A 22,911-nucleotide genomic window follows, 5' to 3' on the forward strand; every position below is an offset into this window, starting at 1 on the left:
TTGCCGCGCTCAGCGCACGGCCTTGGGGTTACTGATCGCCAGCCGGTCGAGCGTCACCCGGCGCAGCGTCTCGACGAGGCTACGAGCGCTGTGCGGGGTGTCGTGGCGACCATGGCGAATCGCTTGCGCCAGCTGGCGTCGGGCTTCCTGCAACGACGGGGCGGGCGCATCGATCAGCGCGGTCAGATGCGCCTGCTCCTGAAGGCTGGCGGCGGCATCCAGACGGATTTCCCGGGCGGCGATGGCCATGGCGTTGGCGATCATCAACGCCGGATAGCGAAGCTCGCCGGACAGCGCCGGTAATACCTGCTCCAGCAGGGTCTGGCGGGCGATTTCGAGCAACTCATGGGCGTACGGCTGGGTCATGGGGCATCGGCTCCGGTCATGTTCAGGATGTCGAGTTCAAGCTCCGGCAACAGGCGCGCAGTCAGCGCCAGCTCCAGGGAAGGCTCTTCGCCGGACAGGTGGCGCTGCCCCTGCTGCAGTGCGATCACCGCCCAGCGCAGAGTCGCCAGCACCTGCCAGTAGTGCAGCTGGTCGGGTTCGATCCACAGTGGCGATACCTGGTGGTAGCCACGCAGGAAATCCGCCAGCTGGCCGATGCCGCCGGCCTCCAGGTCAGGGCGCGTGAAGCGCCAGCAGGGGGCAGTGAACCAGCCAAGGTCCTCGCAGGGGTCGCCCCAACCGGTGAACTCCCAATCCAGCACCGCCTCCAACCCCTGCTCGCTGGCCAGGTAATTGCCCGTACGGTAATCGCGATGCAGCAGGCACAGACGGCTGTCGCGCGGTGCATGCAGCTCGCACCAGCGCAGGCCCCACTCCAGTGCCGGATAGGCATCGACGAGGGTGTCGAGGTAACGGCGATAAGCATCGACGCTGGCCAGGGCTGGCGAGCGCTGCGGTACCGGCAGGAAGTCCAGGGCCACGCTCGGTGGGCGGACCTGATGCAGGCGCGCCAGGTTGGCGCCGAGCTGTTCCGCCAGCCGCGCCTGGCCCTGGGCTCCGGCCCCTGCGCTGAGCAAACGCCCGGCAGCGACACCCGACACATGCTCCATCAGGAAGAACACCCGCCCATAGACCTGCGTATCGCGGCACAGCCAGAGCGGCCGCGGTACTTTCACCCCGGCCTGGTGGGCCACCTGCAACACGGCGAACTCCTGCGCACGGTCGAGGCTGGCCGGCAGCGCCGACAGCGCGTCGCTGCGCAACACCCAGCGCCGTGCACCGGCCCAGGGGCCGCCCTCGATCAGCAGTTCGAGCAGCCAGTTTTCCTGGATGGCACCGCCGCTCAGGCGCTTGCGGGTTTGAATGTCAACATGCGTTGCCGTTGCCTGTTCACGGATAAAGTCGACAAGGCGCTGCTCGTCGGTCACGGCCGCGAGCGCATCGCTTGCCGGACACGTCGTAGAGGAAATGCTCATGAATCTAGGGTCCCTGCCATCGGTTTCAAATGGGCAGGTCCGCTAGAGCAACGCCCGGGCCAACTTCGCCAGGATCACCTGCAGGCCTTGCCAAACATGGCTTGCAGCGATTCCCAGGAAATCCTGATCACGCACCGTATTGCATAGATGAAACAACTTGATTCAATATGGAAACACTTCATTTCTGAAAGGCCACAATCATGCACTCCCCCACCGCTCAGGTCGTCGTGCTGATCAGCCACCTGCAGCGCCCACGGCAACGCAGCCGCCTCGCCCATATGGTGGCCGCGCTCGCGTCGGACTATCCCGACACCCACATCGAAGTACTCGACACGTCGGTGACCGAGGCGCTGCAAGTCGCCCGCGAACTGGAGTTGCGGGGCGAGGCCGACGTGTTCATCTGTGCCGGGGCCACTGCCGCCTACCTGCGCAAACACCTGGCGCGCCCGGTACTGACCATGCGCGTGGGCGGCGATGACCTGCTGCGTGCGCTGGGGCAGGCGCGCGAACATGCCTCGCAAGTGGCCTTGCTCAGTTACCACCGTATCGACCAAGGCCTGCGGGCCATGGCCGCGTTGTTCACGGTGCAGGTCCACCAGGCCGCCTATACCTCCCTTGAAGAAGCTCGCCAAGAGGTCGAACAGGCAGCCCGACTGGGATGTCGCAGCATCATCGGTTCTTCGACGGTGGTGGAACTGGCAGAACAGGCAGGCCTGCACGGCGTGCTTTCGCTGAGCGAAGACACCGTGCGCAAGGCCCTCGAAGAGGCCTTGGGCATTCTCGACAGCCAACGTATCGAGATGGCCAAGCGGCGGCACTTGAACGCCGTGCTGCAACACATCCCCACCGGCGTGGCGGCAGTCGACAACCAGGGCGTGGTGCAGTCGCTCAATCCGGCCCTGGCCCACCTGCTGGATTTGCCACTGAGCGCGGCGCTGGGCCGTCCGCTGCAGCAGCTGTGCCCGGAACTGGACCTGCAGCAGGCGTTTGCAGAGGGTGGCGAGGAAAACCGGGTGATCCGGCTCGGCTCACATGCAGTGGTCAGCAACCTGCTGCCGATCCTCGAGAACGGCCAGCGCACCGGCCTGGTCCTGACCTGCCAGGACACCATCGCCGTGCAGCGCGCGGACCAACGCATCCGCTCCACCCGCCGCCCCGGCGCCTTCACCGCCCGCTATCGGCTTGAGCAGCTCGACGGCAACAGCCGGGCCAACCGCGAAATGCTGCAGCTGGCCAGACGTTTCGCCGCCAGCCAGTCAACCGTGCTGATCACCGGTGAAAGCGGTACCGGCAAGGAGTTGCTGGCCCAGGGCATTCATAACGAGAGCCCGCGTCGGCAAGGCCCCTTCGTCGCCATCAACTGCGCAGCGTTCCCGGAATCGCTGTTGGAAAGCGAACTGTTCGGCTATGAGGAAGGCGCCTTCAGCGGCTCGCGCAAGGGTGGCAAGCCCGGCCTGTTCGAAGTGGCACACCGTGGCACGCTGTTCCTCGACGAGATCGGTGACATGCCTGTGTCGCTGCAGACGCGCCTGTTGCGGGTACTGCAAGAACGCGAAGTGCTGCGCCTGGGCGGCACCGAGCCGATTGCCATCGATGTACGCATCATCGCCGCCACTCACCAGGACCTGCGCGCCGCGATGGAAGATGGCCATTTTCGTACCGACCTATTTTACCGGCTCAACATTTTGCGCCTGCAAACCACCCCCTTGCGCGAGCGCCCCGAGGATATCGCCTTGATCTGCCGGGGTATCAGCCAGCGCCTGCTGGTCCAGGGCCAGCCGCCCGGCGCGGCACAGGTGCCAAGCGCCCTGTTGCCTTACCTGACACGTTATGGGTGGCCAGGCAATGTGCGTGAGCTGGAGAACGTGATCGAGCGAGCGATGCTCTCGGCGCGCGAACTGCTGGGGGAGCACGGCGTGGACGAACAGTACCTGGCGCGGGTACTGCCCGAGTTGTCTGACAGTGTGCCGCCGACCGGCCGGCCCCGGACACTCCGTGCATCGGACCTGAACAGCGTCGGCAAAGCCGCTCAACTGCGCCATGTGCAGGAAACGCTGGAAAATTGCCAGGGCAATCTCGACGAAGCGGCGCGGCAGTTGGGAATCAGCCGGACCACGTTATGGCGAAGGCTCAGGTCCGCGCGGTGAATCAGGGCTTCGCGGGCAAGCCCACTCCCAGCGCCATGAAGACCCGTTTAGAAGTGCACCTTCACCAGTGCACTCACCGCGTTCTGGTCTGTCGGGAAGCCGTGACTGTCCTCGATCCCATACTTGTCCGACCAGTAGTCCCACTCGATCCCCGCATAAAAACGCTTCGGCGCCTGCCCAAGGGCCTTGCCCACGTCGTACTTGATCTGCGGGTTGAAGTGAAAGCTCTTGGCCACATAGTTGGCGGTACCCTTGGTGCCCACGTCGTTGACGTACCACTCCAGGTACCCGTCGAACAAGATGTCCGAACGCCCCAGCGGCAGGGTTAACGCCCAGGTTGGGTTGATCTGCCACTGCCCGGATGCCTTGCCCGTGATGCCATCAGGCTTGCGGTAATAGGTGTTGAGCGAAAAGCGATCGAAGCCGGGCAGGTCAAGGTCGACCGCAGGCCCCAGCAGGTACCTGCGAATGCGCCCTTCGCCGCGCTCGTAGGTGGCAGCGATCAGCACATCCTTGACGATGCCGTAGCGCAGATTGTGGCCGCTGACCTTGCCTAGCGATAAGCGCGGAGAGAATTCACCGTAGTAGGTGTAGCCATCACTGCCCGATAGCCCGTTGGACCACTTGTTGTCGACAAACAGAAACACATCGCCCCAGGTCCAACCGCTGGCATGCTCGAAGGTGACCGTTTGCTGGATGTCGTTGCCGGTGCCATCGACCTTGTAGTTGTGCCCATACAGGTAGCTCAGGCTGTTGTCGTTCCACAGCAGTGGGCCAGCCTGGGCGGTGGAGCCGAGCATGGCACAAAGTGGCAACAGGCCATGGCGCAGCCAGGAAATACGGTTCGGTTTCATGTGCATCCCTTGGGTCAGAATTATTGTGATTGACCGGCAAGGGCGTAGCAGTGGACGACCTCTCCCCTGGCCCCGGTTCGCACCGAGGCACCACCCATGCCGGGTGGGCGGCGCAAGGCCGCCAGAGCAATGTCCCATGCCGCTTTCGGCACTGACCGCTTCTACTCGGGTGACCCCAAGCAGAGGGCGTGCCAATTCATAGGATACAAGCCATACAAAGGATTGTGGCCAATCAATAACCTTATTGAGTACCTATCAAGGCTGCATTGCGCACTTTAATGGCGCTTCGGCATCGAGCCCTGCACCTTCTCGATTCACTGGCGACGCGGCCCTTCGCCGCACCTCCCCGGATTTTGGCAGCATGTGCAAGCTGGCACGCTTCTGGCTTCAGACTCTTGCGAGTAGAAGCGGTCAGTGCCGAAAGCGGCATGGGACATTGCTCTTGCGCCCTGTACCGGGCGTACATCCGAGCGGATGGTTGAACGCGGCCTGAACGGCCACGGGCAAGAGAGCAGCGTCACCCGTGTACCCTCTCCCTTTCCCAAGTTCCCACCGCCCGGCGCACTCGCTGGCGTGCCCAACGGCGCACGGCGATTTCCCAATCGAGGTGGAGAACACAACATGAACACTCGCTTTGCCTTGGGTCACCCGCTTCGCTCGCGGTTGCTGGCCGCGCTGCTGCCCGCCGCCGTGGCACTGGCGCCCCATGCCAGCGCCAATGACCGCGTGGTGCTGCTCACCTCTTGGTACGCCCAGGCCGAACAGGGCGGTTTCTATCAAGCCCTGGCCGATGGATTGTATGCAAATGAAGGCCTGGATGTGACCATTCGCATGGGCGGCCCGCAGGTCAACGGCATGCAGTTGCTGGTCAGCAAGCAGGCCGATTTCATCGTCAACTATGACCTGCAGATCCTCAAGAGCGTCGAGCAAGGCTTGCCGGTGGTCGCAGTGGCAGCGCCATTCCAGGGTGACCCCCAGGGCCTGATGACCCACGCCGATGTCACCGGCCTGGATGCCCTGGCGGGCAAACAGGTGCTGGTCTCCACTTCGGGCCAGCAAACCTGGTGGCCGTGGCTCAAGGCCAAGTACCAGCTGGCGGACAACCAGGCGCGGCCGTACACCTTCAACCTGCAGCCGTTCCTGGCCAACCCCGACACCACCCAGCAGGCCTACGCCAGCTCCGAGCTGTTCCAGGCCAGGAAGGCCGGCCAGCAGCCCAACTTCTTCCTGTTCGCCGATGCCGGGTACCCGCCCTACGGCTCCACCGTGGCGACCCGCCAGGACGTCATCGAACAGCACCCGGAGCGGGTCGAGCGTTTCGTGCGCGCCTCAATGGAGGGCTGGAAGCGCTACCTCGACAACCCTGCAGCCGGCAATGCGCTGATCAAGCGTGACAACCCCAACATGAGCGACGAACTGCTGGCCTGGGGCGTGAGCACCCTCAAGCAATACCGCCTGGTTACCGGTGGCGACGCTGCAAGCCAAGGCATCGGCACCATGAACGACGCGCGCTGGCACGCCACCCGCGACTTCATGGTGCAGGCTGGCCTGCTCGGTGCCGAGGCGCCGTGGCAAAAGGCCTATACCACCCGTTTCGTGCAAGGCCTGCACGTGATGCCCGTTGCCGACCAGGCAGCCAGCCGCTGAACCCCATAAAAACTCGAATGCCGTGAGGAAACCCGATCATGCTGGTTACCCAACAACCTGTACTGCGCCGCTTCTGGTATGCCCTGCTACCTCTGAGCGCCTTGGACGATGGCCCTAAACCGTTCACTCTGCTGGGTGAAGCGCTGGTGCTGTGGAAGCGCCCCGACGGCACCCCGGTGGCGATGCGTGATCGCTGCTGCCACCGCACTGCCAAGCTTTCCAAAGGCTTCGTCAGCGAAGACGGCAACATCGCCTGCGGCTACCACGGCTGGGAATACGACGCCGGCGGTGCCTGCGTGAAAATCCCGCAGAACCCCTGCGGCGCCATCCCCCCGGGTGCTGCGGTCAAGGCCTATCACTGCCAGGCGAAATACGGCTATGCCTGGGTCGCGCTGGACGACCCGCTGCAGCCGATCCCCGAGTTCCCCGAAGACGGCGCCCCCGGTTACCGGCGCATCTTCCAGTTCTACGAAGAATGGAAAACCAGCCCGTTGCGGGTAATGGAGAACTCCTTCGACAACTCCCATTTTTCATTCGTGCACAAGGCCAACTTCGGCCTGTTCGACCAGCCGCAACCGGCCAGCTATGAGTTCCGCGAAACCGACTATGGTTTCGAGGCCGAAACCCGCGTGCCTATCCGCAACCCCGAGGCGAGCTTTCGTATCACCGGCACCACCGCGCCAATCACCGAGCGCCACTTGGTCAACCGCTACTACCTGCCATTTTCACGGCGCTTCGGCTGCATGTACCCGAACAGCGGTATCCACCACATCATCTACAACTGCGCCACGCCCATCGATGACGGCCGGTTGATGCTGGTGCAGTGGCTGTACCGCAACGACAGCGAAGCGCAGTGCTCCACCCAGGAGCTGATCGACTGGGATGCGGCGATCACCGCCGAGGACCGCGACATCCTCGAGGCCACCGACCCCGACGCCTGCGTCGACACCCGTCGGCGAGTCGAGCTGCACATGCCTTCGGACAAGCCCGGGCTGGTGATTCGCCGCCAGTTGCTGGGCTTGCTCGAAGCCCATGGCGAGAGCGAAGTGTTCCTCAGCCACTGACCTGCACAGCGCCCCGCTGCGCCGGGGCATTTTCAACTGCTCATGACCTACGGGGAGAGCGCTATGTTGATGCACACCCTTCCTACCGCGACGGCCCAACCGCAAGCCCTTTCGCCCCTCATCGGGGTGGACACGCCGCTGTTCGCCAACCAGGTGGAAAAAACCTACGGCAACGGCACCCATGCCTTGAGCCGCGTGAAACTGGCGATCGCCCGAGGCGAATTCGTCTCGCTGCTGGGCCCTTCGGGGTGCGGCAAAAGTACCCTGCTGAAAATGTTCGCAGGCCTCGAACGACCCAGCGCTGGCCATGTACGCTGGTGGGGCAAGGAAGCGCCGGGGGCAGGCCTTGCCATGGTGTTTCAGGAGGCCACCTTGATGCCCTGGGCCAAAGTGCAGGACAACGTGCGCCTGCCCCTGGACCTTGCCGGCGTGCCCAAGGCGCAAAGCCAGCCACGGGTGCAGGCTGCCCTGGAACTGGTAGGCCTGGGGGCATTCGGCGGTGTGTACCCACGCGAGCTTTCCGGAGGCATGCAGATGCGTGCCTCCATCGCCAGGGCGCTGGCCACCGAGCCCAACCTGCTGCTGATGGACGAACCGTTCGGTGCGCTGGACGAGTTCACCCGTAACAAGCTCGACAGCGACCTGCGCCAGTTGTGGGCCGAGCGCGACCTGACGGTGGTGTTCGTCACCCACAGCATCTTCGAGGCGGTGTACCTGTCGTCGCGGGTGGTGGTGATGGGGGCCCGCCCCGGCCGGGTGATCGCCGATGTAGCCATCGACGGCCCACCCGAGCGTGACGAGGCCTACCGCACCTCGCCGGCGTTCATCGCACAATGCGCACACCTGTCCCAGCTGTTGGCCCAGGCCAACAGTGATCATTGCTGAGGGCATTACCATGAGCCAATCGTCGCGTCCCCCCCTACTGCTGCGCATCGCCTCACCGCTGCTGGTCGGCCTGGTGCTGCTGGGCCTCTGGCAACTGGCCTGCGTCGCCTGGAAAGTCCCGGCCTACCTGGTGCCGTCGCCGGCCGACATCGGCCGCACGCTGATCGCCGATGGCCCGACGTTACTGGGCGCCCTGTGGATGACGCTGAAGATCACCTTCCTCTCGTTCTCCCTGGCGGTGTTCATCGGGACCCTGGCGGCCTTTGTGTTCGTGCAGAGCCGCGTGCTCGAGGCCAGCCTGTTTCCCTATGCGATCCTGCTGCAGGTCACCCCGGTGGTGGCCATCGCGCCGCTGATCATCATCTGGTGCAGCGACACCACCCTGGCGCTGGTGATCTGCGCAACCCTGGTGGCGATCTTCCCGATCATCGCCAACACCGTGCTGGGCCTGCGCAGCGTCAACCCGGGCCTGCTCAACCTGTTCCGCCTGAACCGCGCCAGCCGCTGGCAGGTGCTGTTGCGCCTGCGCATCCCCAGCGCGTTACCGTGCTTCTTCGCTGGGCTGCGCATCGCCAGCGGCCTGGCGCTGATCGGCGCGGTGGTGGCCGAGTTCGTCGCTGGTACCGGCGGCACTGGTGCAGGCCTTGCCTACCAGATTCTGCAAGCCGGCTTTCAACTCAACATTCCGCGCCTATTCGCCGCCCTGGTGCTGATTGCCCTGACCGGCATCGCGCTGTTCAGCCTGATGGCCTTGCTGGCTCACCTGAGCCTGCGCCACTGGCACGAAAGCGAATTGGGCTGACCTTTGAAGGAGCCAGACATGAAGCATGCCGACAATTGGCTGATCCGCAATGCCAGCGCTATTCTCACCGGCCTTCGCGCAGGCGCCGCGCGCCACGCCGGGCCGGACATCCGCATCACCGACGGACGCATCGCCGCGCTGGGTGCCTTGCAGGCACTGCCGGGCGAACGAGTGCTCGATGCCACCGATTGCGTGATATACCCAAGCTGGGTGAACACCCACCATCATCTGTTCCAGTCTCTGCTCAAGGGCATCCCCGCCGGTATCGACCAGAGCCTCGGTGCCTGGCTGGGCGCAGTGCCCTACCGCTACCGCGGGCTGTTCGATGAGCACAGCTTTCGCATCGCGGCACGCGTTGGCCTCGTGGAACTGGCCCGCTCTGGCTGCAGCACGGTTGCCGACCACCACTACCTGTATCTGCCGGGCATGGCCTTCGACAGCGCGCAAATACTGTTCGAGGAGGCCGAACGCCTGGGCCTGCGTTTCGTCCTGTGCCGCGGCGGCGCCACCCAGGTCCGCCAGGCCGAAGGCACGCGCGGCGCCGGGCCGGAAACCCTCGAACAGTACTTGGACGATGTACAGCGCCTAGTGCGCCAGTACCACGAACCGGCCGCCGATGCCTGGCGCCGAGTGGTCATGGCGCCCACCAGCCCGCCTTATTCGATGCCACCCGAACACCTGCGCGAGACCGCGCGAGTGGCGCGCAGCCTGGGGATCCGCCTGCACAGCCACCTGAGCGAAACGGTCGAGTACCAGGACGAGGTGCGCACGCACCATGGCCTGTCGCCGGTGGCGTTCTGCGCCGAGCACGAATGGCTGGGCCCAGACGTGTGGTTCGCCCACTTGGTGAAACTCAGCGCCGAGGAGATCCGCCTGCTCGGCGCCACCGGCACCGGCGTCGCCCATTGCCCTCAGAGCAATGCCCGACTGGGCAGCGGCATTGCCGATATCGTCGCCATGGAGGCTGCGGGAATGACGGTGTCGATCGGTGTGGATGGTGCAGCGTCCAACGAAGCCTGCGACATGATCAGCGAAACCCACGCAGCCTGGTTGATGCAGCGAGCCAAGGCTGGCGAGCGCGCCCTGCCCCGGCATGCCGGCGGCCACTTCGAGGGCGGCGCCCATGTGGCCTGCGTGGAAGACGTGGTGCGCTGGGGCAGCGCTGGCGGCGCGCAGGTGCTGGGGCTGGGCGACGTCGGCACACTGCAGGTGGGCATGTCGGCAGACCTGGCGATCTACCGCCTGGACCAACCGCGCTACTTCGGCCTGCACGACCTAGGCATCGCGCCGGTAGTGGGCGGCGGCCGGCCAACCCTGCACGCGCTGCTGGTGGGCGGCCGACTGAGCGTAGAGAACGACCAACTGCCCGGGGTTGACCTGGCCCAACTGCGCAGCCAGGCCCGCGAAGCGGTGCTGAGCCTGCAACGCGCCGCGGGGGTACGCGCATGACCTGGATAACACTGCAAGTGCGCGCCTTACGCCTTGAAAGCGAAGACGTGCTGGGCGTCGAACTGGCCCCTCCGAGCGCAGCGCCCCTGCCCTTCGATTGGGCCCCCGGCGCCCATGTGGACCTGCGCCTGGGCAACGGCGTGGTACGCCAGTACTCGGTGATCAGCCGGCCCGAGGAAGGCCATCTGTATCTGGGCATCAAGCGTGAAAACGCCTCGCGCGGCGGCTCGCGCTGGCTGCACGAGCACCTGCGCCTAGGTGCCCAGCTGCAGGTGGGAGAACCCCGCAACCTATTCGCCCTGCAACCGGGCACAGGGCCTGTGATCCTGGTGGCAGCCGGGATCGGCATCACCCCGTTGCTGCCGATGTATCGCCAGTGCCAGGCCCAGGGCCGACCGGTGCGGCTACTGTATTTCACTCGCGATGCCCGACAGGCGCCCTTCCTGCAGCGGCTCGACGAACACATCGAGCTACATGCAGGCCTGCGCGCGCGACAGATCGCTGCTCACCTGGCCAGGCAATTGCCGGCTTGGGCCGCCGAGGCCAGCCTGTACTGCTGTGGCCCGGCGGGCTTCATGGACTGTGTGGAGCGCACCGCGCTGGCCTGCGGCTGGCCCCACAGCGCCCTGCACCGCGAGCACTTCCAGGCCACGGCGCCCACGACGCAAAGCAACAGCAACTGCTCGCTGGTGTTGCAGCGCAGCGGTGTAGAAGTGCAGGTACAGCCTGGGGAAAGCCTGGTGCAGGCGGCGGCACGGGGGGGCGTTGCGCTGCCCGTGTCCTGCGGCATGGGCATCTGCGGCGCCTGCATCAGTCGGGTGATCGAGGGCGAGCCAGAACACAGAGACGAGTGCCTGAGCGATGCCCAGCGTAGCAGCGGGGCATGGGTCGCCCCCTGCGTTTCGGGATGCGGCAGCTTGCGGTTGGTGCTGGATGCTTGATTGTGACCTAAATCGCTCGCCCGTAATTATCAGCACTGCCGTCGCACTTCCGCCAAGGCCATACATGGCCTACTGAACACAACCCTTTACACCTCAACCGGGCAGGGCCGCCAACACCGCATCGACCATGCTGCTGAACGTAGACGGCGAGTCCACGACGCGCGCGGGGGCGTTCACCTCGCCGTTAGCACGCGTGGCGCGACGGGCCTGATCGGCGGTGGCTGAGAGCTTCACGATTACCAGTTCACGGCGGGGATTGATGTAGATTTTCTGCCCGAAGCGCCCGCTGGCCTCGAACGAACCGTCACCGTCGTTTTTCTGGTACCAGTAATTGCGGTAGCCGTAGCCAGGGCGGCCAGGGCCGAGACCGCCTTGGGCGAACACTGCTGGGTCCGCAGGCTGGAACGTGCTGTGCACCGCTTGATTGAAGCTGTCGCCCTTGGCATCGCGGGCCAGTTCGCGGCGCACCAGCTCCGCGAAGCGGGCGGTGTCGCGCAAGTTGCAACTGATGCCGCCACTGGCCATTTCGGTGCCGAGCGGGTCGACTTGCACATAGGCATCCTCCTCGGCGAAGCGCGACCATAACCGCTGTTCGACCAACTGCGCCCAGTTAAGCCCGGTGATGCGCCGCAACGCCCAGGCCAGCGCTTCCGGCGAGCCGTTCTGGTAGAAGAACGGCGCCTGGCCAACGGGGTTCGGCGCCTGTTGCACCTGCCGCAGGAAGCTGTAGATATCCCCCGGCATGCCTTCACCCCGCGGTATCAGGCCAGTGGCGGCAAACAGGCCGAGGTCCGGCGGCATCTGCGCTGGGTACTGCACCGCCACCTGCATGTCCAGGTTGGCCTGCACTGTCGCCTCGCCAAACGGCGTGCCGCGCAGTTCCGGCACGTAATGCGCCAGCGTACGCTGTGGGTCCAGCGCACCTTCGGCGATCAGCTGGGCGGCGATCAGGCCGGTGACCGACTTGGTCATCGACGCCCAGATATGGGGCTGACCGGGTTGGAAGCCGTCCAGATAACGCTCGTACACCACCTTGCCTCGGTGCATCACGATCAGCCCATCGGTGCTGGTTTGCTGCAGGTAGCCGGCCAAGGTCAAAGGCTGCTCACCGGCGCTGAAGGCCAGTTGGTCGAGGGCCACCGCGCGGCCTTCGGTCAAGCTCAGCGGTGTGGCTGCGCGGCCGATGCTCCGGGTGGGCGACACCTCGCGGGCGTGGCGCATCGACCAGCGCAAGTACGGTGGCTGAAAGGCATTGGCCTGGTTGACCCGCAACTCCGGCGCTGGAGGGAACCCCTGCATCACACCCTGCCCGGTCGGCTCAGCGACCGCCAGGGTTGGGGCCAGGGCACCGGCCAGCACCAAGGCGATACCAGTCAGGTTGGCGGATGAAGGCTGCATGCTGCGTTTGGACATGGTCCTGCTCCTTGGTTGCACTAGAAGTTGGCACCCACGCTGAAGGCGACATAATCGCGGTCGCCGCGGGTGCCGTAATCGCCGTCGAGGTAATCGGTATAGGCCAGGCTGGCCCAGTACTGGCTGGCCAGGCTGACGTCCACGCCCAGGCTGATCGAGCGCGAGCCTTCGTTGAAGGCCGAACTGTCCGCCGGAGAGTAACCCTTGACGTCATGGGCCCAGGCCAGGCCTGGGCGGATGTCCAGGCCTTGGATCAGGTTGGGGTAGCTCCAGGTCGCACGCAGGCGGTACCCCCAGGAAAAAGGCGTGACAAAGCCCTCGCCGTTACAGTCGCCCGGGCTTTTCGAGATGGCCAGGCACAGGCTGTTGTCGGCCAGCTCACCGTTGCCATAGGCACCGGAGCGGCCATAACGCGGCCCGAAACGCCCCTCCAGCCCGCCTACATAGGTGGCGCCCACCTCGCCCATCAGCAGTAGCTGGTTGGCGCCCATGACTTGGCTGAACGTCTGTACGGCCGATACTTGGGCCTGGCTCACCTCCTTGCGCCGGTAGCCGTCGAAGGGTGTATTGTCTGTCGCAGGGCGCAGGCCGTCGGCGTTGAGCGGGCTGCGGCCGGGGGCATTGAGCAATGACTGCAGCACATCGTTGCCGTTGAGCTGCACCGGCATGTTAGGCCGGTAACTCAGTTCGCCCTGCACGGCGGCACCGTTGCGCAGGGTGGTGGCGAAGGTCAGGCCGTACAGGCGGATGTCCTCGGGGTATTGCGCCCGGTACTGCGAGGTGCCCATGCGCAGCGCACCGGCCAGGGTCTGCCCGTTGCTCGACGCCAGAAAAGCGCCGCAGTTGGCCAGCGCCACACCGACATTGCCGCACAGCTCACGGGCAAAGCCCGTATTGGCGTAATAGCGGCTGCTGACCGTGCCCAGGTAAGGCGAACGGCTGTGGTAATTGGCGGCGAACAGGCCGAACTCGGTATCCAATGGCTCAACGTACCAGTGCAACGAAAAACCCCATTGGCCACCGTTGCGTGCATCTTGGTCGGCGCCCCGAGGCACGCGCACGCCCTCCTCCGTCAGCGTCACACCGAACGGGGCCAGAGCCTGGGACACGGCCGGGTTGGTCACCATCTGCCCGCCAACATCCAGCCCCTGGCAGCCTTCCGGCATGAAGTCGTTGCCGGAAAAGAACGTTGCACAGTTCTCCAGCCGGGTCTGCTCCCAGTCCAGCTGGTAGAAGGCATCGAAAGACAGCGCCTGGGTGAGGTTCTGCGTGACATACAGCAGGTTGACCGGCGCCAGGGCGTCTTTCACTTCCGAGCCTGGCCTACGCAGCGCAGCCTGGTTGAAGGGGTTGATCACGTTGAGCCCGCCCTGGATGAACAGGCTTTCCCCCCAGTTGACCACCTGTTTGCCCACCCGCAGCGAACCGGGCTCACCGCCAATGTCGTAAAGGCCGTAGGCGAACGCATCGAGCAGCTCCGCCCCAGCGGTTTTCGCCGAAACCTGGCGGTTGCGGTCGTCGATCTCGACGGCCCGCTGGCTGTGGTCGCGCTGCGCGGTGTCGTACCAGTAGGTGCCACGCAGGAACACTCCCACGTTATCGCGCCGCAGCTCCAGATCGTGGGTGCCTTTGAAGATCGCCGAAAACACATCGCCCGAGCGGTAGTTGCGCCTCGCGTCGTTGCCATTGGCAGCCTGCAACTGCTGTTTGTCGGGGTTGGCAGTGCTGACGGCGGTACTCAATGACAGTGCCGAGTCGAAACGCCCTTGCAGCGAGCCAACGTCGAATTGAACGCCCGCAACCGGGGTGGCGAGCAGGCAGCACAGGGCCGCCAGCGGCGCCTGGCGCCGGCAGAATAGAAGGGTTGCGCTCACTCTTAACCTCTTGTTTTTTTATTAGAGAGGGAAATGATGGGTTCAGCGCGGACGCGCCGGCCGCCCAGGCCGGCGGTGTCGGTGACGAGCAGTATCAGGTAGGTTTGATTACGCTCACAAATAGCGTCTTCGGATCAATGCCATGCCGGTTCGTTATAGCTCGATGGCGGTGCTTCAGAGCACTTCGAACAAGCCTGCCGCGCTTTCATCAGCGAACAGCCTGGCCTCTGCTCGCACAGGCGCCGCACGGTGGCGTCCTGGGCAGCATTGGCGGCCTGCATGTGCGCCTGCTGCACCAGGCTGATCTGCTCATGCCCGGCCCCGACTACCACCTGCATGCCCTCGCCGCGAATCTGCTGAGCGCGGATGGCAATGGCGCTCATGCTAGGGGTGGTGAGGTCGTTGAACGCACCGCGCCAGGCCTTGGCGATGGGCGTGCGCGCGGTGGATACGATGACGGCGTCTTGCATGAAACGGCTCTCCTTGGGCAATTACACCGGCAGCAGGCTTTCGTAGGCGCTGCGCAATTGGGTGGGAATAGTGACCGGGCGGTTGTTGCGGCGATCGACGAACACATGGGTGAAACGGCCAGCCGCGCAGGCCTCGGGCTCGCCCTCGACGAACACGGCCAGGGCGTAGTGCACCGAACTGTTGCCCAACCGTTCGACGGCGATGCCCACCTCGATGCGTTGCGGAAAGGCGACGGCGGCGAAATAGTCGCAGGCGGACCCGGCCACGTAGGCCACCACCGGGTCGTGGTGAATATCGAGGCCGGCGTGTTCGATCAACCAGGTATTCACGGCACTGTCGAAAAAGCCGTAATAGACGACGTTGTTCACATGCCCATACAGGTCGTTGTCATGCCAGCGCGTGGTGATTGGCTGGAAGTGGCGGTAGGCGCCGCGCAGCGGGCGTTGCCTGGCCATGTTCAAAACGCCGCCTGATAGAGGGCCAATGCGTCGTCGAGAGTGACCTTGCGCGGGTTGTTGACCAGCAACCGTTGCTGTTGCAGGGCATCCTCGGCCAGCAATTGCAAGCTGTGCCGCGGTACCCCGACATCTCGCAGCCGGCTGGGCAGGCCGCAGCGTGGCGCCAGCTGCTCCAGCTCATCGATGAACTGGTTGCACAGCTCATGGGGGTCGCCCGGCACCAGCCGATCGCCCAGCAGTGCCGGGGCCAGCGCGGCATAATCGGCGAACGCTTCGCGACGGTTGAAGCGCATCACGTGGGGCAGCACCAGCGCATTGGCCAGCCCATGCGGCACGTGGTAGCGCGCACCCAACGGGTAGGCCAGCGCATGCACCGCCGCCACCGGCGCGTTGGCAAACGCCTGCCCGGCCAGGCAGGCGCCCAGCAGCATGGCCTGGCGCGCCGCCAGGTTGCCACCGTTGTGCACCGCCTGGTCGAGGTTGCCGGCCAACAGCGCCAGCGCCTCACGGGCCAACAGGCTGGACAGCGGGTTGCGCTTGAACTGGCTGGTGGTGGCCTCGATGGCATGGACCATGGCGTCGATCCCCGTGGCCGCGGTGATCGCCGCGGGCAGGCCCAGGGTACGCTCGGCGTCGAGCAACGCCAGATCGGGCAGCAACAGGGGTGAAATCACCGCCATCTTGGCCGCCTCGCCGGTGGTGATCACGGCGACGGGGGTGACCTCAGACCCTGTCCCGGCGGTGGTCGGCACCTGGATCAGCGGCAGGCGCTGGCCTTTGGCCTGGTCGATGCCGTAGACCGCTTCCAGGGTCTGGTCACAGGCCGGGTGAGCCAGCAGCGCCACCAGCTTGGCGACATCCATGGAGCTGCCGCCACCGAAGCCAACGATCAGCTCGGCACCGATATGCCGCGCCCGGCCGACGGCCGACAGCACGCAGGCATGGCTGGGGTCAGCGCTGACCTCGCTGAAGATCGCCACGCTCAAGTGGGCCTGGGTGAACCCTGGCAGCAAGTCATCGAGCATGCCCAGGTTGACGATGCCCGGGTCGGTCACGATCAGCACGCGGCGCACGCCGCGTTGCTGGCACAACTGCGCCAGGCGCCCGGCGGCGCCGGGTCCGCACAGCAGATGGGGGGTGGTGGCAAAACTGAAAGGCTGCATGCTCATGTTCCTCTTGTTCTTGTGGGTGAACAGCGGGGCCAGGTCAAAAGGCGAAGTGCGCTTCATCCAGGCTCATCAGGCACTGTGCGCCGCCGCGCAAGGCCTCGCAGTGGGCACTCGCGCGGGGCAACACCCGCCGCCAGTAAAAGGCAGCAGCCTGCAACTTGGCCTGGTAGAAGGCGCTGTCCTGGGGGCCTGCAGCCAATGCCGCGCTGGCGGTTTCGGCAGCTCGAAGCCACAGTGCGGCCAGCAGCACGTAGCCCGAATAGGCGAGAAAATCCACCGACACCGCGCCGATTTCCTGCGGGTCGCAGCGGCAGGCATCGAGCACCTCGGCGCTCAGGTTGCGCCATTCCTGCAGGCGCTGAGCGACCGCCTGGGCCATCCCGGCCAGCGCGTCAGCGCGGCAGTTGCGTGTCGCGTCAAGCAATTCATCGATCAGCAGGCGCAGCTGCTCGCCGCCGTCGCCAAGCAGCTTGCGGCGAATCAGGTCCAACGCCTGAATGCCGTTGGTGCCCTCGTACAGCTGGGTGATGCGGCTGTCGCGCATCAGTTGCTCCATGCCCCATTCGCGGATGTAGCCGTGCCCGCCGTACAGTTGCACGCCCAGGCTGGCAGTCTCCTGGCCGACATCGGTAAGGAAGGCCTTGACAATAGGGATCAGCAACGCCGCCCGGCGCCCGGCGGGCGCCTGCACTTCAGGCTGCAGGGCGCCGTGCTCCAGGTCCAGCGCTTGAGCGGCAAAGGCCGCCAGCATGCGGCAGCCTTCGCTGAGGGTTTTCTGGGTCAGCAGCATACGCCGCACGTCAGGGTGGCAGATGATCGGGTCGGCACTGCGCTCGGGCGCCACCGGCCCTGCCAGGCTGCGCGACTGCAAGCGCTCGCGGGCATAGGCCAGGCCACCCTGGAAGGCCGCCTCGGCGATGCCCAGCCCCTGCAGGCCAACCTGGAAGCGCGCATCGTTCATCATGGTGAACATGCAGGCCAGGCCCTGGTTGGCCTCGCCCACCAGCCAGCCACGGGCGCCATCGAAATTCATCACGCAGGTCGCCGCGCCCTTGATGCCCATCTTGTGCTCGAGCGCGCCGCATTCGACCGCATTGCGCGGGCCCAGCCCACCGCCCTCGGTGCATTCGAACTTGGGCACCAGGAACAGGCTGATGCCACGCACACCGGCCGGCGCATCCGGCAGGCGCGCCAGCACCAGGTGGACGATGTTGTCGGTGAGGTCCTGGTCGCCGCCGCTGATGAAAATCTTGCTGCCGCTGATGCGGTAGCTGCCATCGCCCTGCGGCTCGGCACGGGTACGTAGCAGCGCCAGGTCGGTACCGGCCTGCGGCTCGGTCAGGCACATGGTGCCGGCCCATTCGCCGCTGACCAGCTTGCCCAGATAATCGCGCTTTAGCGCTGCGCTGCCATGCCTGTGCAAGGCCAGCACGGCGCCCTCGGTCAGGCCGGAATAGATCCGAAACGACAGCGACGCGCCCATCAGCATTTCGTGAAAGCAGGCAGAAACCATTTGCGGCAGGCCCTGGCCGTCGTGTTCCAGCGGGCCCGTCATGCCACCCCAGCCCTGCTCCACATACTGCCGGTAGGCCTGGCGAAAGCCATCCGGTGTGCGCACGCTGCCTTGCTCCAGGCGGCAGCCCTGCTCATCGCCCTGGCGGTTGAGCGGCGCAACCACCTCGCCGGCAAAGCGTGCACCCTGCTCAAGAATGCCATCGATGGTTTCGCGGTCCAGTTCATTGCCCAGACGAGCACAGTGCGCCGTCACATCGAACAGTTCGTGCAGCACGAAGTGCATGTCACGCTGGGGGGCTCGGTAGTTCATGCGCAACCCTCGCGGACGGCGGCCAGCTGTTTGCCCTCAGCCACCAGGCGCATCAACAACGCGCTCGGGCGCCAGTGCTCGCCGAACAGGCCCTGCAAGCGTTCCAGCCGCGCCAACAGCAAGCCAAGCCCCTGCTGGTCGGCCCAGCGCATCGGCCCGCCGACCTCGTGCGGGAAGCCATAGCCATGCAGGTACACCCGGTCAATGTCAGCGCTGCAGCTGGCCACCGTTTCCTCGAGAATTTTTGCGCCTTCATTGACCAGCGCCAGCAGGCAGCGCTCGCGGATTTCCTCGTCGTCGATCGCGCGCCGGTGCACGCCAAGGTCCTGGGCGACCTTGAGCACCAGCGCATCGACCTCGGGGTCGTGCACGGCTTCACGGCTGCCGGGCGCATAACGGTAGTAACCCTGGCCGCTTTTCTGACCGAAACGCCCCAGCGCGCACAGGGCATTGTCAACTTGTACCAAGGGCGCATCCATGTCTTTACCGGCCAGCTGACGCGCACGCCACTCCAGGTCGATGCCGACCACGTCGTACATGCGAAACGGGCCCATGGCCATGCCGAACGACTGCAGCGCCCCATCCACCTGCCGCGGCGTGGCGCCTTCGAGCAGCAGCTTGCGCGCCTCGGCCACATAGCTTGCGAGCATGCGGTTGCCGATGAAGCCCGGGCAGTTGCCGGCCACCACCACTTCCTTGCCCATGCGCTGCCCAAGGGCCTGGGCCACATCGAGCACCGCAGGCGAGGTGCGCTCCCCGCGCACCACTTCCAGCAACTTCATCACATGGGCCGGGCTGAAGAAATGCAGCCCGAGTACCTGTTCGGGCCGGCGGGTCACGGCAGCGATGGCATCGATGTCCAGTGCCGAGGTGTTGCTGGCCAGGATGGCGTCGGCCTTCAGCGTGCGGTCCAGCGTACGGAAGATGGCCTGCTTGAGCACCAGGTTCTCATACACCGCTTCGATCACCAGGTCGGCTTCGGCGAGGTCGTCATAGGCCGTCACCTGGCGCACCCGCGCCAGGCAAGCATCGGCCTCCGCCTGATCGATACGGCCCTTGGCCACCTGCTGTGCCCAGGTTTGCGCAATCATCGCCAGGCCGGCTTCGGTGGCGTTGGGGTCGTTGTCCAGCCACAGCACCGCAAGGCCAGCACGGGCCAGGCTGATGACTATGCCGCGGCCCATGGTGCCGGCGCCGATCACCGCCGCCTGCTGAACGTTGTAGGGAGTACTCACGGGTGACGCTCCTGATTCGAGGTGTGAAGGCATTGCCCTCACCCTAGTCAGGCGCCTACTATTTTTGAAATTCTCATTTTCCATCCCATGTATTTTTCGCATGAATATAGCCAACTTCGACCTCAACCTGCTGCGCGTCCTGGACATGCTGCTGCGAGAACAGAACGTGTCCCGCGCCGCCGAGCGCCTGGCGCTGACCCAGCCGACGGTGAGCAATGCGCTGGCGCGCCTGCGCGACCTGCTGGGCGACCCGCTGCTGGTGCGCGTGGGCCGGCGCATGCGCCCCACCCCACGCGCCTTGGCCCTGGAAGGCCCGATTCGTGCGGCATTGCTACAGATCGAACAGACCCTTGACGCCGGCGACAGCTTCGACCCGCAGCTCAGCCACCGCCAGCTGCGTCTCGCGCTCACCGACTTCGCCGAACAGCTGTGCATGTCAAAGTTGCTGCCTACCTTGCAAACCCAGGCGCCGCACTTGCGCGTGGACGTGCTGCACCTGACGCCCAATTTGCCCGCCGAAGCGCTCGATCGCGGCGAAATCGACCTGGTGCTGGGGCGCTTCGATGATGTGCCCGCGCGCTACGAGCGGCGCCACTGGCGCAGCGAAACCCTGCACGTGGCGGTGCGCCAGGGCCACCCCGAAGTGAATGGAACGCTCGACCTTCAAGCGTTCCTCGCCCTGCGCCACTTGTGGGTGCACGGCGGCCAGACCCGTGGCATGGTCGACCAATGGCTAGGGGAACAGGGCCTGGCGCGGCGCATCGTCTACACCACGCCCAATTACCTGCAGGCCGCGCACCTGGCCGCAAGCTCCGACCTGTGCGTGGTGCTGCCCACCGCCCTGGCCCGCCATTTCGCCCGACTGCTGCCGCTGCAGGTGCTCGACCTGCCGTTCGCCCTGGAGCCCTTTCAGCTGGAGCTGGTGTACCTTGCCCATCGCCAGCACGACCCGGCACTGTCCTGGCTGGTAGCGCGCATCATGGAGATTGGCGCCAGCTGAGCCATCGCATTTGGGCATGGGTAGCCATGCAAGAGTGGTATTGGTTCGCCAGCGAGATCTGTCCTTAGAGTGTTCGCCCTCAGAACAACAAGGACCACCCCATGCGCCTACGCACACTGCCCTGCCTGCTGGCCTTGGCCCTGCCCTACGCGGCGCTGGCCGACGGGCCGGCCAAGGACGCTAGCGACCTCACCCGCCAGAGCAATCAGCAATGGTTGCAGCGCCTGCCCTTCGACGACCGCAGCGACTTCGACAATGCCCGCCGCGGGCTGCTAGAAGCCGTCGACCAGCCCGTGGTCAATGCCGACGGCAAAACCGTCTGGGACCTGCAGCGCTATGCCTTCCTGAAAGGCGAGGCGCCGGCCACGGTCAACCCGAGCCTGTGGCGCGTCGCCCAGCTCAACACCCTTGCCGGGTTGTTCAAGGTCAGCGAAGGCATCTACCAGGTGCGCGGCCTGGACCTGGCCAACATGACCCTGATCGAAGGCGAGCACGGCCTGATCGTGATGGACCCGCTGCTGTCGGTAGAAACCGCCAGGGCCGGGTTGGCCATGTACTTGCGCCATCGCCCGCAGCGGCCGGTGGTGGCGGTGATCTATACCCACCCGCACGTCGATCATTTCGGGGGAGTGCGTGGGGTGATCGACGAGGCCGACGTCAAGGCCGGCAAGGTGCAGGTCATCGCCCCGCAGGGTTTCTTCGAACATGCCGTCAGCGAAAACGTGCTGGCCGGGCCGGCAATGAAGCGCCGGGCTCAGTACATGTACGGCGCGCCACTGCCACGCGGGCCACGCGGCCAGGTGGATGCCGGCCTGGGCAAGGGTGTGCCGGCCAATGCCACGGTCAGCCTGATCGCCCCGACCCGGCTGATCGAACAGCCCTTCGAGACCCTGCGCATCGACGGTGTCGACATCGAGTTCCAGCTCACCCCTGGCACCGAAGCGCCCGCTGAAATGAACCTGTGGTTCCCCCAGTTCAAGGCCCTGTGCATGGCCGAGAACGCCTCCCACGTGCAGCACAACGTGCTGACCCTGCGCGGTGCCCAGGTGCGCGATGCCAAAGTGTGGGCGCACTACCTCGACCAGTCGCTGTTGCGCTATGGCGAGCAGGCCGAAGTGGTGTTTGCCCAGCACCACTGGCCGACCTGGGGAGGCGCGGCGATCCGCGACTACCTGGCCGATCAGCGCGACATGTACGCCTTCATCGACAGCCAGACCCTGCGCCTGATCAACCGCGGCCTTGGCCCCACCGAGATCGCCGCCGAGCTGACCACCTTGCCGCCACGGCTGGCCAGCAAATGGTACAGCCGCGACTACTACGGCTCGCTCAGCCACAACGTGCGGGCGGTGTATCAGCGCTACATGGGCTTTTACGACGGCAACCCCGCAACCCTAAACCCTTTGCCACCGAGCGAGGCCGGTGCGCATTACGTCAAGGCCCTGGGCGGCGCCGAGCGGGTGCTGACCCTGGCCCGTGAGGCCTACGCCAGCGGTGATTACCGCTGGGTTGCCGAGCTCACCCTGCACCTGGTGTTCGCCCAGCCCGACAACAGGGCAGCGCGCGAGCTGCAGGCCGACGCCCTGGAGCAACTGGGCTATCAGAGCGAGAACGCCACCTGGCGCAACGCCTACCTGACGGGTGCGCAAGAGCTGCGCAGTGGTGTGGCGCCTGCCGCCAGCAAAGGCGGCAGCGCGGACGACCTGGTACGCGCCCTGACCCCGACGCTGTTCTTCGATTACCTGGGCGTACGCGTGGATGCCGCCAAGGCCGCCGAGCAGGACCTGACCATCAACTGGCGCTTCACCGACCTGAACGAAGACTACGCCCTGACCCTGCGCAACGGTGTGCTCACCCACCGCGACCACACCCGCCACGGGCAGGCGGATGTCGAGGTGAAAATGAGCAAGGCTACCCTGGACCGCATCGCCCTGAAGCAGACCGGCTTTCTCAAGGAAGCGACCGTGGGTGATATCGACATCAGTGGCGAGCGCATGAAGTTCATGCGTTTCATGGCAGGGCTGGACGAGCCGGACGGGCGCTTCAATATCGTCACACCCTGAATCACCAACAGCGCCGCCCTGAAGCGAGCGGCGCAACCACACGCTGAGCACCAGGCCCGCCACCCCGAAGGCACAGAGCGGCGGATCCAGACAAGAAAGGTGCGCTCATTGGCCGGGGTAAAACGCGGGTCGGGCGCCTTGCCCTGCCCCAATCAACCAGCGTTCCCAAGGGGTATGGCGGTGATCGGAATTCATG

Annotated in this window: 19 protein-coding genes and 1 pseudogene; 9 read left to right on the top strand and 11 right to left on the bottom strand. The window is 65.4% G+C overall.

The genetic code is table 11. The annotated features are described in order from the left end of the window. Positions 1-9: 9 nt before the first annotated feature. Complete coding sequence (locus ACOKS3_RS16545) at positions 10-366, bottom strand: DUF6285 domain-containing protein (RefSeq protein ID WP_422764412.1); 357 nt, start codon at positions 364-366, stop codon at positions 10-12. Beyond that, entirely contained in the window at positions 363-1,421 is a 1,059-nt protein-coding gene (locus ACOKS3_RS16550; protein ID WP_103447663.1) for a phosphotransferase family protein, read from the bottom strand. The genes ACOKS3_RS16545 and ACOKS3_RS16550 overlap by 4 nt, the downstream gene beginning before the upstream one ends. Positions 1,422-1,621: 200 nt before the next feature. Between ACOKS3_RS16550 and prpR the strand changes: the two genes are divergently transcribed. Beyond that, positions 1,622-3,568: a propionate catabolism operon regulatory protein PrpR gene (gene prpR / locus ACOKS3_RS16555; protein ID WP_422764411.1), complete on the top strand. Its 1,947-nt coding sequence runs from the start codon at positions 1,622-1,624 to the stop codon at positions 3,566-3,568. A gap of 47 nt (positions 3,569-3,615) precedes the next feature. Here prpR and ACOKS3_RS16560 read toward each other — a convergent pair whose 3' ends face one another. Further along, entirely contained in the window at positions 3,616-4,422 is an 807-nt protein-coding gene (locus ACOKS3_RS16560) for a hypothetical protein (RefSeq protein WP_422764410.1), read from the bottom strand. 621 nt (positions 4,423-5,043) lie between these two features. On the opposite strand from ACOKS3_RS16560, the gene ACOKS3_RS16565 reads away from it, so the two are divergent. From ACOKS3_RS16565 to ACOKS3_RS16590, 6 genes are all read left to right on the top strand, one after another. Continuing rightward, positions 5,044-6,069, top strand: coding sequence for an ABC transporter substrate-binding protein (locus tag ACOKS3_RS16565; protein WP_422764409.1), 1,026 nt, complete (start codon positions 5,044-5,046; stop codon positions 6,067-6,069). A 38-nt stretch (positions 6,070-6,107) separates the two neighbouring features. After that, positions 6,108-7,133: an aromatic ring-hydroxylating dioxygenase subunit alpha gene (locus ACOKS3_RS16570; protein ID WP_103447667.1), complete on the top strand. Its 1,026-nt coding sequence runs from the start codon at positions 6,108-6,110 to the stop codon at positions 7,131-7,133. A 63-nt stretch (positions 7,134-7,196) separates the two neighbouring features. Beyond that, complete coding sequence (locus ACOKS3_RS16575; RefSeq protein ID WP_103447668.1) at positions 7,197-8,018, top strand: ABC transporter ATP-binding protein; 822 nt, start codon at positions 7,197-7,199, stop codon at positions 8,016-8,018. Positions 8,019-8,091: 73 nt separating this feature from the next. Continuing rightward, entirely contained in the window at positions 8,092-8,820 is a 729-nt protein-coding gene (locus ACOKS3_RS16580) for an ABC transporter permease (protein WP_181004518.1), read from the top strand. 18 nt (positions 8,821-8,838) lie between these two features. Beyond that, entirely contained in the window at positions 8,839-10,269 is a 1,431-nt protein-coding gene (locus ACOKS3_RS16585) for an amidohydrolase family protein (RefSeq protein ID WP_463581446.1), read from the top strand. Next, entirely contained in the window at positions 10,266-11,210 is a 945-nt protein-coding gene (locus ACOKS3_RS16590) for a PDR/VanB family oxidoreductase (protein WP_103447671.1), read from the top strand. Before ACOKS3_RS16585 ends, ACOKS3_RS16590 begins: the two co-directional genes overlap by 4 nt. A 93-nt stretch (positions 11,211-11,303) precedes the next feature. Here ACOKS3_RS16590 and ACOKS3_RS16595 read toward each other — a convergent pair whose 3' ends face one another. The 7 genes from ACOKS3_RS16595 to ACOKS3_RS16625 form a co-directional block, all read right to left on the bottom strand. Beyond that, positions 11,304-12,623, bottom strand: a complete 1,320-nt coding sequence (locus ACOKS3_RS16595) for a serine hydrolase domain-containing protein (RefSeq protein ID WP_422764408.1) — start codon at positions 12,621-12,623, stop codon at positions 11,304-11,306. Between the two features lie 20 nt (positions 12,624-12,643). Continuing rightward, positions 12,644-14,497: a DUF1302 domain-containing protein gene (locus tag ACOKS3_RS16600; protein ID WP_422764407.1), complete on the bottom strand. Its 1,854-nt coding sequence runs from the start codon at positions 14,495-14,497 to the stop codon at positions 12,644-12,646. Positions 14,498-14,631: 134 nt separating this feature from the next. Then, on the bottom strand, positions 14,632-14,967 hold the full coding sequence (locus ACOKS3_RS16605; RefSeq protein WP_422764406.1) for a hypothetical protein: 336 nt from the start codon (positions 14,965-14,967) through the stop codon (positions 14,632-14,634). A gap of 21 nt (positions 14,968-14,988) precedes the next feature. Beyond that, positions 14,989-15,423, bottom strand: a complete 435-nt coding sequence (locus ACOKS3_RS16610; RefSeq protein WP_422764405.1) for an acyl-CoA thioesterase — start codon at positions 15,421-15,423, stop codon at positions 14,989-14,991. 2 nt (positions 15,424-15,425) lie between these two features. Beyond that, complete coding sequence (locus tag ACOKS3_RS16615; RefSeq protein ID WP_422764438.1) at positions 15,426-16,589, bottom strand: iron-containing alcohol dehydrogenase; 1,164 nt, start codon at positions 16,587-16,589, stop codon at positions 15,426-15,428. A gap of 43 nt (positions 16,590-16,632) precedes the next feature. Next, positions 16,633-18,420, bottom strand: coding sequence for an acyl-CoA dehydrogenase C-terminal domain-containing protein (locus tag ACOKS3_RS16620; protein WP_463581447.1), 1,788 nt, complete (start codon positions 18,418-18,420; stop codon positions 16,633-16,635). Beyond that, positions 18,417-19,655: a 3-hydroxyacyl-CoA dehydrogenase gene (locus tag ACOKS3_RS16625; RefSeq protein ID WP_463581448.1), complete on the bottom strand. Its 1,239-nt coding sequence runs from the start codon at positions 19,653-19,655 to the stop codon at positions 18,417-18,419. Before ACOKS3_RS16625 ends, ACOKS3_RS16620 begins: the two co-directional genes overlap by 4 nt. 100 nt (positions 19,656-19,755) lie before the next feature. On the opposite strand from ACOKS3_RS16625, the gene ACOKS3_RS16630 reads away from it, so the two are divergent. Together ACOKS3_RS16630 and ACOKS3_RS16635 are read left to right on the top strand one after the other, a co-directional pair. Continuing rightward, entirely contained in the window at positions 19,756-20,655 is a 900-nt protein-coding gene (locus ACOKS3_RS16630; RefSeq protein WP_422764402.1) for a LysR family transcriptional regulator, read from the top strand. 101 nt (positions 20,656-20,756) lie between these two features. Beyond that, positions 20,757-22,715 (top strand): alkyl/aryl-sulfatase, encoded by a 1,959-nt coding sequence (locus tag ACOKS3_RS16635; protein ID WP_422764401.1) that lies wholly within the window; start codon positions 20,757-20,759, stop codon positions 22,713-22,715. Between the two features lie 71 nt (positions 22,716-22,786). On the opposite strand, the pseudogene ACOKS3_RS16640 reads toward ACOKS3_RS16635, so the two are convergent. After that, positions 22,787-22,910: pseudogene (locus ACOKS3_RS16640) on the bottom strand (YidH family protein); the annotation flags it as partial. Between the last annotated feature and the right edge of the window lies 1 nt (position 22,911).

The organism is Pseudomonas sp. HS6-2, from assembly GCF_049325675.2.
Lineage (GTDB): Bacteria > Pseudomonadota > Gammaproteobacteria > Pseudomonadales > Pseudomonadaceae > Aquipseudomonas > Aquipseudomonas putida_N.